We start from the raw sequence: 14,350 nt of genomic DNA on the forward strand, positions 1-14,350 counted from the left end.
CTCGGTGGTCTTTCGAGGGGGAGGCGACGTGGACGACGGCGCCGGTGGGGCCTCCTGGCGGATGGTGCTGCGCCGTGCCGCACGCGGCCTTCGGCCACGCCGAAACCAGCACATAACAATCTGGTCAGCGGGGGTTCCGCTGATCGCTTTGGCGGCGGGTCTGCTCTTCACCACCTCCGCGACAACCGCAGACGGTACGGCACTGCGCGATGACCGCCGTCCGCAACTGACCCAATTGATCACTGAGAAGCGGGAACGCCTCACCGCCAGTGAAAAGCGGGCTGCCGAGCTTCTGGACGACGTGGACGACGAGACCGCCCGGCTGGCCGAGGTGGACCAGCCGGTAATGAGCGCGCGGCAGCACGCGGACGCCCTGCGCGAGCCCGCCGGCTTCACGGCACTGCACGGGCCTGGCCTCACGGTGACACTCAACGACTCGCCGCGACGGGGAACCGACTTCGGCGAGAACGCACCGGACAATGACGATCTCGTGGTGCATCAGGGTGACGTCCAGGCGGTCGTCAACGGACTCTGGGCTGGTGGAGCGGAGGCTATGACGATCATGGATGTCCGCGTGATCTCCACGAGCGCGGTACGCTGTGTCGGCAACACGCTGCTCCTTCACGGCCAGGTCTTCTCACCCCCCTTCAAGATCACCGCGATCGGCGAACCCACAACCATGCGTCAAGCGTTGGGGTCGTCAGAGGGAGTCAGGCAGTTCCGCGAGGCCGTCGCCGACTTCGGGCTCGGTTACACGGAAAAGGTGGAGAAGAACGTGACAGTGCGGGCGTACGACGGATCGACCGACCTCCGATCGGCGCAGGCTGCCCAGTGATGGTTCCCCCCGAGCACCCCGCCAGCCCGCCCGGCAAGGGCCGCCACCGCGCTCCCGACGGCGACGCGCAGACCGCCTTCATCCCCCGGATCACCGACACCTCACCCGACGGTGTCCCCGGCGGCCCACTGGCACCCCCGGTCGGCCTCGGCGGCAACGTCGACCCACGCCCACCCCGGCCCGCCGCGGCACCGCCCGCGAGCCAGCCGATGGCACCGCCCGCCGGCCAGCCGATCGCGCCGCAGGTGAGCCAGCCGATGGCGCCGCCCGCCGGCCTGCCGATCGCGCCACCCACCGGCCAGCCGATCGCGCCGCAGGTGAGCCAGCCGGCGGCACCGGCTGCCGGCCTGCCGATGACGCCTCAGCCTGATCGTTTCTCCGCGGCGCCTCACGCAGCCTCGGGCAGCGGCACAGGAGCGCCGTTCGCGGGCGAAAACCGCGGTAATGGCAGTCCGGTCACCCCGCAGCCGCTCGCGGCCGCTCAGCCCTTCACGGCCGCTCAGCCGCTCGTGGCTCCTCAGCCCTTCGTGGCCACTCAGCCGCCGCCGAACCCGCAACCGGCACGCGGAGCGGCAGCCCACTCCGAGCCGGTCGCGCCGCACAGTGGGGGCGGCTGGCAGGGAAGTTCGTCGACGGATCCATCGGTCACCGCCCAGATCGGCGCGCCTCAGGCCACCTCGGGATGGCCGTCAGCGCCGGACCGGCGCGCGCCCGAGGAGCCGCCCGCTCCCGCCTGGCCCCCGGCCTCCCGCGCGAGCGCACCGGCCGGCGGGTCCGGCTGGGCCTCAGGGGCACCCGCCGCAGCAGAGCCGACCGGCCGGCACGGCAGCGCCGCTACGCCGCCGATGCCCCGCGGCTGGGACGCGAACGCACCTCAACGAGCGAACGGAACGGCTTCGGTGCCACGCCCCGGCGCCGAGACGAACGGCTGGCACCCCACGGTGGCGCCGCCCACGGACAGCAGCACCACAGCCTGGCTGCCGACCGCGAGCCCGACCCGCCCGCCCGCGACCCCGGCAGCGCCTCACAACCCGGCAGCGCCCCACAGTGCGGCACTCCACCCGGGTCTGGCACCGGCACCGGCCGCGAACCCCGCGCCGAACGGCTGGGCACCATCGGTCAGCCCGGCGAACGGCGGCAGCCCGGCACTCACCCCCGGCTACGGGCAGCAGCCGCCCGTCACCGCGCCGACGAATGACCCCAGTCCGACTGCTGTCATCCGTACCATCGACGCTCCCACCGGCTTGCTCCCCGCGTTGCCGCAGGGCGCCCCCCTGCCCGGCAAGCTCACCGCGCTACCGCCCGGCGGGGCCGCCCAGGCCGCCCGCGACGCAGCCGGCCCCGAGGCCGCACTGGGCGCGGCCTCGGTCTCCCCTGCGCCCGCGGCCCGGCCCGGCGGCTCTGACGACGACGCCGCGGCCGAGCCCGCGGAGCCCGTCGAGCCGAAGCGGGGTGAGCGGGTGGTCAAGCTCCGCCCGGAGCAGACCGACGAGGGCTACAAGAGCGTCTACTCGGAGCTGACCCGCCCGACGATCGCCTCGCGGCTGCGGACCGGCATCCGCACCTCGGGCGAAGTGATGATCACTTTCGGTCTGGTGGTGCTTCTCTTCGCGGGCTACCAGGTCTTCGGGAACTCGGCCAAGGTGCAGTCCGAGCAGGACAACCTCGACCAGGAGCTGGATCAGGCCTGGAACGACCCGACCGTGGCGCCGACACCCAGCAACAACGTCAAGGCTCCGGCGGCACCGAAGGACGGGCTGGTCGGGCGCCTCTACATCCCGAAGTTCGACAAGAAGTGGGTGGTCGTCGACGGCGTGCAGCCCGACGACATCCGGTACGCCCCCGGCCACTACCCGGACTCCGCGAAGCCCGGCGACATCGGCAACTTCTCGGTCGCCGGCCACCGGATCAAGAAGATCTTCTGGCGGCTCGACGAGCTCACGACCGGTGACGTGATCGGCGTGGAGACCCGCGACAGCTGGTACGTCTACCACGTCTACAAGTCGGAGGTGGTGAAGCCGAACCAGGTCGAGGTGGTCGCCCCGGTTCCCGGCAAGCCCCGGGCGAAACCGACGAAGGCGCTGCTCACGCTCACCACGTGCAACCCGAAGTTCAACAACTACGAGCGGCTGATCGTGCACGCGGAACTGGTTCAGACGGTGCCGCGCGACCCGACGCTGGCCGACGCCGGCATGCCGGCGGAGATGAAGGCGTAGCCGATGTACGGGTGGATCTGGCGCAAGCTCCCGGGTGCCCTCTGGCACAAGGTCACCACGTCCCTGGTGCTGGTCACGGCGATCGGCGCACTCCTCTGGTATGTCGTCTTCCCGTGGGCGACACCCCTGCTGCCGTTCGACGACGTCCAGGTCGAGGCGGGCACCGAGCAGGTCGACTCGGACTCCGGCATCCCCGGCGACGCGGGCATCCCGGGCGACGACCCGGACGCCGGCGCCCCCGACGAGATCCCCTACAGCGTGACCTCCAACCATCCCGAGCCCAGTCCCAGCAGGTGATGACGTGCGCATTCTCGTGATCGACAACTACGACTCGTTCGTCTTCAACCTCGTGCAGTACCTGGAGCAGCTCGGCGCGCGGTGCGAGGTGCGGCGCAACGACGAGATCTCGGTCGCCGACGTGGGCGGCTTCGGTGCGGCCGGCATCCTGCTCTCCCCCGGTCCGGGCGAGCCGACCCGCGCCGGGATCATGATGGACGTGATCAAGGAGTACGCCGGGAAGATCCCGATGTTCGGCGTCTGCCTCGGTCACCAGGCGATCGGCGCGGCTTTCGGCGCGACCGTGACCCGGGCTCCGGAGCTGCTGCACGGCAAGACGTCCGAGGTGCATCACCAGGGTGCGGGTGTGCTGGCCGGGCTGCCCGAGCCGTTCACGGCGACCCGGTACCACTCACTGGCTGTGCTCCCGGAGACGCTGCCGGCCGAGATCGAGGTGACCGGCCGTACCGAATCGGGTGTGGTCATGGCGATGCGCCACCGCGACCTTCCGATCGAGGGTGTGCAGTTCCACCCGGAGTCGGTGCTGACCGAGGGCGGTCACACCATGCTGGCGAACTGGCTGGCGTCGTGCGGCCTGCCGTCGGCGCTGGAGAAGGCCCCGCCGCTGGCCGCCGAGGTCGAAGCCCGCCGCCGCTCCGCATTCGCCACGGTCTGAGCAGGCGTTCAAGGCTGACAGAACGAAGAAGGCCGGTAACCCGAGAGGGCTACCGGCCTTCCGCCGTTCTCAGCAGGAGGATTACTCCTGGCCGTCACCACCGCCGTTGCCGGTCTCGCCGTCCGTCGGTGTTGAACTACTCGGATCAGGCTCTCCGCCACCCGGCTGGACCACCGTGATGGTCACTGTGGCGCTCTTCTCGACCTTCTTGCCACCCTTGGGGTCCTGGCTGATCACCGAGTTGGGATCCCCGCCGCTGGCCACGAACCGGACCTCGACGTTCAGCCCGTCCTGTTCGAGCAGCGCCTGCGCGACCTCCTGGGACTTGCCGACCACGTTCTGCACGATGACCTGGCTGTTGTTGGAGACCCGCACCGTGATCGACGTGCCGGGGTCGACCTTCTCGCCGGCACTCTCGACGGAGAGGACCTCGCCCTTGGGCTTCTCCGAGTCGCTCGTCCGGATCACCGGCTCGAGGCCGACGCCCCGCAGGGTCGCCTCGGCGGAACTCTGGTTGCCGCCGACCAGGCCCTTGGGAACCGTGACCTGCTCAGGTGCGTTGCAGATCTGATAGGAGACGGCCGCGTTGAGCTCGACCGAAGTACCGGTTTCCGGCGTCTGCTTCTTGACCGTGCCGTCGCAGTCCTTGTCGACCGTCGGCTTCTCGGCCTGCACGTTCGTCAGTTTCGCGTTGGCGACCTCGGCCTGCACCTCGTCGGGGGTCAGCCCGATCAGTTTCGGCATCTGGATCGTCGTCGGCGCGGCGGTGTTGTCGCCGTTGTCCTTGTCGTCCTGGTTGCTCAACGCGAGGGCGACGCCGAGAACGACCACCACCAGGAAACTGAGCCCGGCCAGCACGGCCATCACCCAGGACGACTTGTTCTCCGGCTTGCGCGGCGGCGCCACACCGGCCGGAACCGTCCGCTGCATGGTGGTGGCGGCCTGCGGCTGCCACTGCCGCGGGTCGTTGGTCATCGCCACGGTCTCCGCCTGGCTCATCACCGGCGTGGCCATCACGGGACGACCGGAGACCGCGCGCAGAGCGTCGGCCCGCATCTCCTGTGCGCTCTGATAGCGGTTCAGCGGGTTCTTGGCGAGCGCCTTCAGCACTATCGCGTCGATGTCCGGCGGGAGGTCGCGGACGATCGAGCTCGGCGGCTTCGGGTCTTCGCGAACGTGCTGGTACGCGACGCTGACCGGGCTGTCGCCGACGAACGGCGGGTGGCCGACGACCAGCTCGAAGAGGACACAGCCGGCCGCGTACACATCGGAGCGGGCGTCGACGGACTCGCCGCGGGCCTGCTCGGGTGAGAGGTACTGAGCCGTACCGATCACCGCACTGGTCTGTGTCATCGTGGTGGCACCGCTGGCCAGGGCCCGGGCGATGCCGAAGTCCATCACCTTGACCTGGCCGTTCTGGGTGACCATCACATTGCCGGGCTTGATGTCGCGGTGGATGATCCCGTGCCGGTGGCTGAACTCCAGGGCGGCACAGATGTCGGCGATCATCTCGAGCGCACGACGTGGCTGGAGACGCTGCTCCTGGGCGAGCACCTCCTTGAGGGTCCGTCCGTTGACGAACTCCATCACGATGAACGGGAGCTTCTCGCCGGTCGCGGAGATCTCTTCGCCGGTGTCGTAGACGGCGACGATCGCGGGGTGGTTCAGCGCGGCGGAGTTCTGCGCCTCGCGACGGAACCGCTCCTGGAACGTTGCGTCGCGGGCCAGATCGGTGCGGAGCATCTTGATCGCCACGTCGCGGCCGAGGCGCAGGTCACGTCCCTTGTGCACCTCAGCCATACCGCCATAGCCGAGCAGCTCGCCGACCTGGTACCTGCCACCGAGCAGGCGGGCCTGCGCCGTCATAACGTCTGTCGTCCTTCGTTCGGTCGGATCCAGCCGAGCTGGGCATCGGCCTTAGTAAGACGGTACGACGCCACCAACACTGGGTCAGCGACCACGCCCGAGCGGAGGATAGCCGCAGAGCTGCTGTGATAGCCCAGCGTGTTGCTCGCGGCGGTATTGCCGTTGCCATGTCGTAACAGGAAAGAGATGACCCCGGCGCAGAGCAGGACCAGAAGTGCCAGCACCACGGCCAGCACCACCAGGACCTGACGGCCGAAGGGACTCTCCGGTTTGGCTGCCGGCGAGACGGGTGGTGAGTAGGCGTTGACCGGCGGCGCCGACTGTGGCCGGTACGGCGGCGGCATCTGCGGTGACGGCGAGGTGGGCACCGAGGCGGCACCGCGGGCACCGGAGACCGGTCGCGGCACCGAGGCCCGGGCCGCGGCACCGGACTGGGGCCTCGCCGGCGGCCCGGACTGCGGCCGGGCCGGCGCCGGGCTGACCGGACGCGAGTTGCGGGCCTGCTGCTGCTGGTGCTGCTGGTGCTGCACCGGCTGCTGCACGGCCGTGGTCAGCGAGGACGCGGCCTGACGGGCCACCGTCGCCATCGCCGAGGCGCTCGGCCAGCGGGCCGACGGGTCCTTGGACATCGCCCGGTCCACAATGGCGCGGACCGCGGGCGGGATGTCGCCGGGAAGCGGGCGCGGGTTCTCCCGGACGTGCTTCATGGCGATCTCGATCGGGGTCGACCCGTCGAACGGCCGGTGCCCGGAGAGGCACTGGTAGGCGACGACACCCAGCGCGTACACATCGGAGGCGGCCGTGGCGACGTCGCCGGCGGCCTGCTCCGGTGAGATGTAGGAGGCAGTGCCCAGCACCGCGCCCGCGACGGTGAGCTGACCCACCATCGCCGAGCGGGCGATGCCGAAGTCGGTCAGAACGAGGGTGCCGTTCGGCCGTACCAGAAGGTTTCCCGGTTTGACGTCACGATGCACGATGCCGTTGGCGTGTGCGGCCTGGAGTGCGTCGGCGGCCTGCGCAACCAGCGCCATCGTGCGCGCCGGCGTCAGCCGCCCCACCCGGCTCAGCGTCCGGGAGAGGGCGTCGCCCTCGACATACTCCATCACCAGGAAAGCGATCTGCTGATCGCTGCCGTAGTCGTAGACATCCACGACGCCCGGGTGATTGATGGTGGCCATGGTCCGCGCCTCACCGCGGAACCGCTCGGCGAAGCCCGGCTCGTCGAGGAGCGCGGGCAGCAGGATCTTGACAGCGACGATGCGGCCCAGCACCTCGTCGGTGCCGCGCCAGACGTCGCCCATACCCCCGCCGGCGATCCGCTCCTCCAAGCGGTACCGCCCACCGAGCGTGACCCCCGGGCGGATCATGTCAGTCCCCTCCCTGGCCCGCCGCGGCCTTCATGATGCGCCCGGCGATCCGGGCGGCCTCGGCGCTGGCGTGGCCACCGGGCACGTTCTCCAGCATGACGCAGGCCGCGGAGACCGCTTCGCCCTTGGAGTTGAAGGCGAAGCCGATGAACCAGCCGTGCGGGTTCGCACCCTCGGCGTTCTGGGCCGTTCCGGTCTTGCCGCCGACGGTGTAGTTGTCGATCTGTGCGTTCTTACCGGTACCGCCCTCGACGACGCTGACCATCATCTCCTTGAGCTTCCCGGCGACGTCCGCGTTGATCGGCTCGCGCAGCGTCTTCGGCTCGGCGGTGTAGATCGTCCGCCGGTCCGGGCCGAGCAACTTCTGCACCAGGTAGGGCCGCTTCTGGTCGCCGCCGTTGGCCACCGTGGCGGCCATCAGGGCGCCCTGGAGCGGCGTCATCCGGACGTCACGCTGACCGAGCGAGGACTGGGCCAGTGCGGCGGTGTCGGTGCTGCCATCAGGGTTCGTGATGTTACCCGTACGGCTGGCGGCGACGGCCAGACCGTTGTCGACGCTCTCCAGATCACCGATCCGCAGCGCCTCGTCCTCGAAGCCGAACGCCTTCGCGGTTCCCTTGATCTTGTCCGCCCCGAGCTTCACGCCGAGCCGGGAGAAGCCGGTGTTGCAGCTGGTCCGCAGGGCGTCCTTCAGGGTGATCTGGCTGCCCGGGCAGACCTCGTCCTCGGAGTTGCGGATCGTCGCGCCGCCCTCGCGGTAGACGGCGCCCGCCTCGATCTCGGTGTCGAGGTCGTAGTTGCTCTGCAGGGCGGCCGCCGAGACGATCACCTTGAAGACCGAGCCGGGCGGCAGGGTCGAGGCCACCGCGCGGTTCAGCAGCGGCTGGTCGTCGTCGCCGTTGAGCTTGTCGTACGCCTTCTTGGCCGCCGCCTGATCGTGGCTGACCAGCGGGTTCGGGTCGAAGCTCGGCATCGAGACCATCGCCTGGATCGCTCCGGTACGCGGATCGATCGCCACCGCCGCGCCCTTCTTCACCCCGCGCTCGTTGTTGGTCATCTGCTTCCAGGCGGTCTCTTGCGCCTTGGTGTTCAGGGAGAGCAGGACGTTCCCGCCGCTGGTGTCCTCACCGGTGAACATGTTGCTGATCCGGTCGGCGAGCAGCTTGTCGCTCTGGCCGGAGAGGAAGTCGTTCTCGCTCGCCTCGATGCCGACGGCGCCGAGACCGACGGGCTTGTACCCGATTACCGGGGCGTAGATCTCATCCTTGGGATAGACGCGCAGGTACTTCAGGTTGTCGGCGGTCTCCTTGTTCTCGGCGAGCGCCTGACCGCCGGCCTCGATCACGCCGCGCGGGCGCTCGTACTCGGCGATCATGACGCGGTCGTTGCGGTAGTTGGTGCGGTACTCGTCGGCCTTGTACGCCTGGATCCAGTTGAGGTTCGCGAAGATCAGGCCGAACAGGACGAGGATGACCACGCCGGATCGTCGGAGTGGTGCGTTCACGGCTTGATCACCTCCGTCATGGCGCCGTGCAGTTGGGTGGGTGCCTTCTTCGGTCCCGGGCGTTCCGGGCTGCCGCCGCTGGTGGCGGGGCGCCGGGCGGCATCCGAGATCCGCAGGAGCATCGCGATCAGCAACCAGTTCGCCATCAGCGAGGAGCCACCGGCGGAGAGGAACGGGGTGGTCTGACCGGTCAGCGGGATCAGGCCGGTGATACCGCCGAGGATGACGAAGACCTGCAGGCCGAGGGTGAACGCGAGACCGCCGGCGACCAGCTTGCCGAACGAGTCGCGAACCGCCAGGGCCGCACGCAGGCCGCGCTCCACGATCAGCAGGTACGTGACGAGCAGGGCGGAGAGGCCGAACAGGCCGATCTCCTCACCGAGCCCGGCGAAGATGAAGTCGGTACGGACCTCGGGCACCTCACCCGGCGATCCGGCACCGGGCCCGCTGCCGAACAGCCCGCCCGTGCCGAGCCCCAGCAACCCCTGGACCAGCTGATAGCTGCCGCCGATCCGGTTGTAGTTCTCGTCGTCGAACGGGTTGAGCCAGACCTCGGCGCGGTCGTAGAAGTTCGCGAACGGCCCGCCCACCGAGGCACCCAGCAGGTACGCCACGTAGACGCCGCCGAAGAAGAGCAGCAGACCGATGATCAGCCAGCTGGCCCGCTCGGTGGCGACGTAGAGGGTGACGATGAACAGGCCGAAGTACAGCAGTGCGGTACCCAGGTCCTTCTCGAAGACGAGGATGAGCAGGCTGAACAGCCACACCGTCACCACCGGCCCGAGGTCGCGGCCGCGCGGGAAGTCGATGCCCAGGAAACGGTGGCTGGCCAGCGAGAGCACCTCGCGCTTGCGCACCAGGTAGTACGCGAAGAACGAGACCAGCGCGAGCTTGGCGAACTCACCGGGCTGGATGGAGACCCCGCCGAGCCGGATCCACAGCTTGGCGCCGTTCACCTCGGAGATGCTGGCCGGCAGGACCGCCGGGATCATCATCAGCACGATGCCGGCCAGGCCGAGCGTGTAGGCGTAGCGCGAGACAATCTTGTGGTCCCGGACCACCACGAGCAGCACGGCGGCCAGGATCAGCGAGAGCAGCGTCCAGGCCAGCTGGCGACCGCCGGTGTCGGCGAAGATGCCGGGCATCGGCTTGTCCGTGGCGATCGCCCGGGCCAGGTCGAGACGGCGCAGGAAACCCACGCCGATCCCGTTGATCAGAGCGACCGCGGGCAGCAGCACCGGGTCGGCGAACGGCGCGGTGAACCGGACGACCACGTGCAGGCCGAGGAAGAGGAGGCTGAGCAGCGCGGCCGGGATCCAGAAGTTGGGCTGGAGCGAGTCGAACTGGTTCGCCTCGACGGTGGCGCTGAACGTGAGCACGATCAGCATCGCGAACCCGAGCAGGCCGAGTTCGGCGTTGCGGCGTGTCTTCCATCCCGTCGGGATACGCGACATCTCGCCCGTGGAGGCGGGCGTCGGAGCCGGTACGGCGGGCGCGGTCAAAGAATGATCCCCAGACGTGTTGGCCGTGCTCAGTTGACGGTCCGGCACGCGACCGGGTCGCCGGCGGCCGGAGCATTTGCGGACGGTTGGGTGGTGGGAGCGACGCTTGCCGTCCCGCTGGACGGCTGTCCCGCAGCGGGCGTCGTCGGGGCCGCGGACGGCGTGGTGCCGACCGGGGCGCAGATCGGCTTCAGGTTCGGGTTCGAGGGCTCGTCGCTGGTCAGGTCGGCGAGCATGTTCTTCGCGTCCGCCTGACCGTCGGCCTGGATGCCCTCTTTGACGCGCTCCTGGGCCACGGTGGTCAGGTCGTCGAGCTGGACCGCGCTGGTCTCGCTCACGGTCGAGAGGTCGAGCCCGGCGATCTGCCCCGGAACACCGCGGAAGATGGCGAGCTGGCCGGCCTCGTCGGCACCGACGTAGTACTGGTCCTGTGTGTACTGCCAGCCGGCCCAGAGGCCACCGCCGAGCACACCGAGCAGGAGCAGCACCATCAGTGCGGTGCGGATCGGATGACCCGAGGGTTCCGGTTCGTAACCGTTCACCGGTTCCGGCTGGGCCGGACGCGGCGGAGGCTTCAGCGCCGACGCCCGTGCGGCGGGCGTCGAGCTGTCCGCCACCGTCGTGTTGCCCCGGTCGAGGGAGGCCGCGCCACCGACGATCGGCGACTGCTCCACGATCCCGTCGATCGCGTCCGCGATGACGACGGTGATGTTGTCCGGGCCGCCGCCGCGCAGCGCGAGCTGCACGAGCCGCTCGACGCACGCCTTCGGGTCGGTGAGCTCCCGCATGGTCTGACCGATCGTGTCGGCACTGACCACGCCGGACAGGCCGTCGCTGCAGATCAGATAGCGGTCGCCCTTGAGCACCTGGCGCACTGAATATTCAGGGTCGATGTCTCGGCCGTCGAGCGCCCGGGTGAGCAGGGAGCGCTGCGGATGGCTGCTCGCCTCCTCCGGGCTTACCCGGCCCTCGTCGACGAGCATCTGGACATAGGTGTCGTCCTTGGTGATCTGCGAGAAGTCGCCGTTGCGCAACAGGTACGCCCGGGAGTCGCCGATGTGCACCATGCCGAACTTGCTGCCCGAGAAGAGCACCGCGGTCAGCGTGGTGCCCATGCCTTCAAGCTGTGGGTTCGCGTCGACGGTGTCGCGCAACTGCTGATTGGCCGTCCCGACGGCGTGCCGCAGGGCGTCGACCAGGGCATCACCCGGAACGTCGTCGTCGAGCGGCGCCATGGCGGCGATGACAATGTTGGACGCGACGTCACCAGCAGCCATGCCGCCCATGCCGTCCGCGACAGCAAGAAGCCGCGGCCCGGCGTAGACGGAGTCCTGGTTCAGGTCTCGGATCAGACCGCGGTCGCTCTGAGCGGCATAGCGCAGGGTCAGGGTCATGGCCGTAACTCGAGAGAAGTGCGCCCGATCCGGATCGGAACGCCAAGGGGGACGGGAGTGGGTCCGGAGACCTTACCGCGATCAAGATAGGTGCCGTTGGTCGAGCCGAGGTCCTCCACGAACCACTGCCCGTCCCGCGGCATCAGGCGGGCGTGCCTGGCGGAGGCGAAGTCGTCGGTGATGACGAGCGTCGAATCCTCGGCCCGCCCGATCGTGATCGGAGCTTCACCGAGCGTGATGCGAGTGCCGGCCAGATTGCCGGCGGTCACGACGAGTTGCCGTGCCGCCTTACCGCGCTTCGCCTTCGCCGGCCGGCCCGGAAGCACCGCGCCACCCACCCCCCGAGGGCTGGCGACGATGCTCTTGGACCGGACCCCGGAGAAGAGATCCCGCCGGATCACCCCGACCACTGTGAACACGAATATCCACAGCAGGATCAGGAATCCGAAGCGGGCGACGGTGAGGACGAATTCGGGCAAGGTCGCTAGCCGTCCACTCGGAAGGTGAGCGTGGTGGTACCGAGCTGGATCATGTCGCCCGGGTTGAGCGCGACGGCGGACACCCGCTGGCCGTTGACCATGGTGCCGTTCGTCGATCCGAGATCGGTCAGCACGACCTGGTTGCCGTCGTAGTCGAGCCGGGCGTGCCGGCGCGAGATGCCGACGTCCGGCAGGCGCAGGTTCGCCTGGTCGCCACGGCCGATCACGGTCGAGCCCATTTGCAGCGGGTAGGTCCGGCCATCACCGGAGACCAGGCCGACACTGCGCGGGCCGCCGTGGCCACCACCGTGCGGCGGGTAGCCGCCCTGCTGGTCATACGGCGAGTACTGCGGGCCGGCGTCATACGCGGGCTGTTGCACCGGGGCGACCTCACCACCGGTGTACACCTCCGCGGTGACACGGAACATGCCCGTGTCCAGGCCGTCGCCCCGCTCGATCTCGACGATCACGTCGCCGTAGACGGTCCAGGCCTGTTCACCGATGAACTCGGCCTGCGACTGAGCCAGCTCCTGCGCCAGCGCAGCCGCGTAGGGCGCCAAACGACTGTGGTCGTATGGCGACAGGTCGATCACGTAACGGTTGGGCACGAGAGTGCGGCCACCGGCAAGGATGGCCTTGTGTGCCTCGGCCTCCCGCTGCATGGCATTCAGAATCTCCACAGGGTGTACGACACCCTTGAACACCTTCGCGAAGGCCCCTTCGACCAGGCCTTCCAACCGCTTCTCAAAGCGCTGCAGCACGCTCACCGGCTCCTCCTCGGGTTCCGAGGACATGATGGTATCCGGCGACCGCTTGCGCATCTGTAGCCCAAGAGCAGCCGGCACTTCTGACCCTCGTATGACCGCCTTCGACGCCGTGCTAATCTTCTCTGCGTCGCGGGCGGTATCAACTCGCTTAGTGACGTGCGACAGCGTAGTCTGTCGCAGCCAGTAACAAGAAGCAGGCTCGACCGGCTGCTTCGGTCAAAGAGGTCAACGATATGATCTCGGAGACTGATCGGAAAAAAGTCACATGGGGATGTGGCGGAATGGCAGACGCGCACGGTTCAGGTCCGTGTGTCCGAAAGGACGTGGGGGTTCAACTCCCCCCATCCCCACGAGGTGCTCAGGCGCTCTCAGCTCGCGAAACTCCGAGCAGGGAGCGCCTCATCATTTCCGGCACGGCACCCGCCTCGTCACTCTCAGTGAGATCAAGGCCCTTTGATCGTACGGTCGAAGTGCCCTCCTCTTCGGTGGTGTTTTTGATCGCCTCAGGGTGGAAGAAATAGCCGTCACTCGGTCGGGTAGACGATCTTGTGTGGTTGCGCACACGGGTGTCGGCCGGTTATGAGGTAGGTGGCGCTATGCTCGCCCCTTTACTGTTCGCCCAACGCTGGAGAGTCGTCCGTGTCCGTCACCGGAACCGCTCAAGGTAAGCGCAACGTGCTGGGCGTGCTCGTCGACGCCACCGACTACGCGTCGGCGACAGCCCGGATCATCGAGGCGGCCCGGGAGCAGCGGCCGTTCGCGGTCACCGCGCTCGCGGTGCACGGGGTGATGACCGGCGTCCAGGACCCGGCGCACAACGCCCGCCTGAACTCGTTCGACCTCGTCACCCCCGACGGGCAACCGGTGCGGTGGGCGCTCAACCTGCTGCACGGCGCCGGCCTGACCGATCGGGTCTACGGGCCGACGCTGACACTCAAGGTCGTCGAGCAGGCCGCCGCCGAGGGGCTGCCCGTCTACCTGTACGGCTCCACCCAGCCCACGCTGGACCGGCTGGTCCCGGCCCTCCAGTCGATGTTCCCGGCGCTGAAGATCGCCGGCGTGGAGGCGTCGAAGTTCCGGGCCGCGCTGCCCGGCGAGGAGCTGGAGATCGCCGAGCGGATCAAGGCTTCCGGTGCGCGCATCGTGCTGGTCGGCCTCGGCTGCCCCCGGCAGGAGGTCTTCACCTACGCGATGCGCCCGCTGCTGGACATGCCGCTGCTCGCCGTCGGCGCCGCCTTCGACTACCACGCCGGCCTGCTGAAGAACCCGCCCGCGTGGATGCAGAAGTACGCGCTGGAGTGGCTCTGGCGCCTCGGCCTCGAGCCGAAGCGGCTCTGGAAGCGGTATGTGCTGCTCAACCCGGCCTACCTGAGCCGCCTCGCCGCGCAGAAGGCCGGCCTGTGGAAGGCGGCTCCCCCGGCGCCGGCCACCGAGCCGGTCCACGCTTTCGCGGTCTAGGGACCCCGTT

Annotated in this window: 12 protein-coding genes and 1 tRNA gene; 6 read left to right on the top strand and 7 right to left on the bottom strand. The window is 69.1% G+C overall.

Translation table 11 applies throughout. The features are described from left to right. Positions 1 to 61: 61 nt before the first annotated feature. Genes ACFQV6_RS09665 through ACFQV6_RS09680 form a run of 4 tightly spaced genes read left to right on the top strand, consistent with a single transcriptional unit; the run spans position 62 to position 4,003 of the window. Entirely contained in the window at positions 62 to 835 is a 774-nt protein-coding gene (locus tag ACFQV6_RS09665) for a DUF881 domain-containing protein (protein ID WP_378027238.1), read from the top strand. Continuing rightward, on the top strand, positions 835 to 3,051 hold the full coding sequence (locus ACFQV6_RS09670) for a class E sortase (protein WP_378027035.1): 2,217 nt from the start codon (positions 835 to 837) through the stop codon (positions 3,049 to 3,051). The genes ACFQV6_RS09665 and ACFQV6_RS09670 overlap by 1 nt, the downstream gene beginning before the upstream one ends. 3 nt (positions 3,052 to 3,054) lie before the next feature. Next, complete coding sequence (locus ACFQV6_RS09675; protein ID WP_378027036.1) at positions 3,055 to 3,348, top strand: hypothetical protein; 294 nt, start codon at positions 3,055 to 3,057, stop codon at positions 3,346 to 3,348. Positions 3,349 to 3,352: 4 nt separating this feature from the next. Next, the gene (locus tag ACFQV6_RS09680) at positions 3,353 to 4,003 is read left to right on the top strand and encodes an aminodeoxychorismate/anthranilate synthase component II (RefSeq protein ID WP_378027037.1); all 651 of its coding nucleotides are present in this window, start codon (positions 3,353 to 3,355) and stop codon (positions 4,001 to 4,003) included. An 81-nt stretch (positions 4,004 to 4,084) separates the two neighbouring features. Here ACFQV6_RS09680 and pknB read toward each other — a convergent pair whose 3' ends face one another. The 7 genes from pknB to ACFQV6_RS09715 all read right to left on the bottom strand — a co-directional run bounded on the left by pknB (position 4,085) and on the right by ACFQV6_RS09715 (position 12,909). Beyond that, the gene (gene pknB / locus ACFQV6_RS09685) at positions 4,085 to 5,869 is read right to left on the bottom strand and encodes a Stk1 family PASTA domain-containing Ser/Thr kinase (protein ID WP_378027038.1); all 1,785 of its coding nucleotides are present in this window, start codon (positions 5,867 to 5,869) and stop codon (positions 4,085 to 4,087) included. Continuing rightward, complete coding sequence (locus ACFQV6_RS09690) at positions 5,866 to 7,236, bottom strand: protein kinase (protein ID WP_378027039.1); 1,371 nt, start codon at positions 7,234 to 7,236, stop codon at positions 5,866 to 5,868. Before ACFQV6_RS09690 ends, pknB begins: the two co-directional genes overlap by 4 nt. A gap of 1 nt (position 7,237) precedes the next feature. Next, entirely contained in the window at positions 7,238 to 8,740 is a 1,503-nt protein-coding gene (locus ACFQV6_RS09695; protein ID WP_378027040.1) for a peptidoglycan D,D-transpeptidase FtsI family protein, read from the bottom strand. Further along, complete coding sequence (locus ACFQV6_RS09700; RefSeq protein ID WP_378027239.1) at positions 8,737 to 10,194, bottom strand: FtsW/RodA/SpoVE family cell cycle protein; 1,458 nt, start codon at positions 10,192 to 10,194, stop codon at positions 8,737 to 8,739. Before ACFQV6_RS09700 ends, ACFQV6_RS09695 begins: the two co-directional genes overlap by 4 nt. A 77-nt stretch (positions 10,195 to 10,271) precedes the next feature. Then, the gene (locus tag ACFQV6_RS09705) at positions 10,272 to 11,636 is read right to left on the bottom strand and encodes a PP2C family protein-serine/threonine phosphatase (protein ID WP_378027041.1); all 1,365 of its coding nucleotides are present in this window, start codon (positions 11,634 to 11,636) and stop codon (positions 10,272 to 10,274) included. Further along, positions 11,633 to 12,115, bottom strand: a complete 483-nt coding sequence (locus ACFQV6_RS09710; protein ID WP_378027042.1) for an FHA domain-containing protein — start codon at positions 12,113 to 12,115, stop codon at positions 11,633 to 11,635. Before ACFQV6_RS09710 ends, ACFQV6_RS09705 begins: the two co-directional genes overlap by 4 nt. A gap of 5 nt (positions 12,116 to 12,120) precedes the next feature. Then, positions 12,121 to 12,909, bottom strand: a complete 789-nt coding sequence (locus ACFQV6_RS09715; protein WP_378027043.1) for an FhaA domain-containing protein — start codon at positions 12,907 to 12,909, stop codon at positions 12,121 to 12,123. 240 nt (positions 12,910 to 13,149) lie between these two features. On the opposite strand from ACFQV6_RS09715, the gene ACFQV6_RS09720 reads away from it, so the two are divergent. After that, a tRNA-Leu gene (locus ACFQV6_RS09720) sits at positions 13,150 to 13,232 on the top strand. A gap of 289 nt (positions 13,233 to 13,521) precedes the next feature. After that, complete coding sequence (locus tag ACFQV6_RS09725; protein WP_378027044.1) at positions 13,522 to 14,340, top strand: WecB/TagA/CpsF family glycosyltransferase; 819 nt, start codon at positions 13,522 to 13,524, stop codon at positions 14,338 to 14,340. Positions 14,341 to 14,350 lie beyond the last annotated feature (10 nt).

Source organism: Actinoplanes sp. GCM10030250 (assembly GCF_042666575.1).
GTDB lineage: Bacteria > Actinomycetota > Actinomycetes > Mycobacteriales > Micromonosporaceae > Actinoplanes.

Bases quoted from the DNA above. Each gene is read 5' to 3' on its own strand.
- ACFQV6_RS09690 (WP_378027039.1), bottom strand. From the start codon at position 7,236: ATGATCCGCCCGGGGGTCACGCTCGGTGGGCGGTACCGCTTGGAGGAG.
- ACFQV6_RS09700 (WP_378027239.1), bottom strand. From the start codon at position 10,194: ATGTCGCGTATCCCGACGGGATGGAAGACACGCCGCAACGCCGAACTC.
- ACFQV6_RS09715 (WP_378027043.1), bottom strand. From the start codon at position 12,909: ATGTCCTCGGAACCCGAGGAGGAGCCGGTGAGCGTGCTGCAGCGCTTT.
- ACFQV6_RS09705 (WP_378027041.1), bottom strand. From the start codon at position 11,636: ATGACCCTGACCCTGCGCTATGCCGCTCAGAGCGACCGCGGTCTGATC.
- ACFQV6_RS09670 (WP_378027035.1), top strand. From the start codon at position 835: ATGGTTCCCCCCGAGCACCCCGCCAGCCCGCCCGGCAAGGGCCGCCAC.
- ACFQV6_RS09675 (WP_378027036.1), top strand. From the start codon at position 3,055: ATGTACGGGTGGATCTGGCGCAAGCTCCCGGGTGCCCTCTGGCACAAG.
- pknB (WP_378027038.1), bottom strand. From the start codon at position 5,869: ATGACGGCGCAGGCCCGCCTGCTCGGTGGCAGGTACCAGGTCGGCGAG.
- ACFQV6_RS09665 (WP_378027238.1), top strand. From the start codon at position 62: ATGGTGCTGCGCCGTGCCGCACGCGGCCTTCGGCCACGCCGAAACCAG.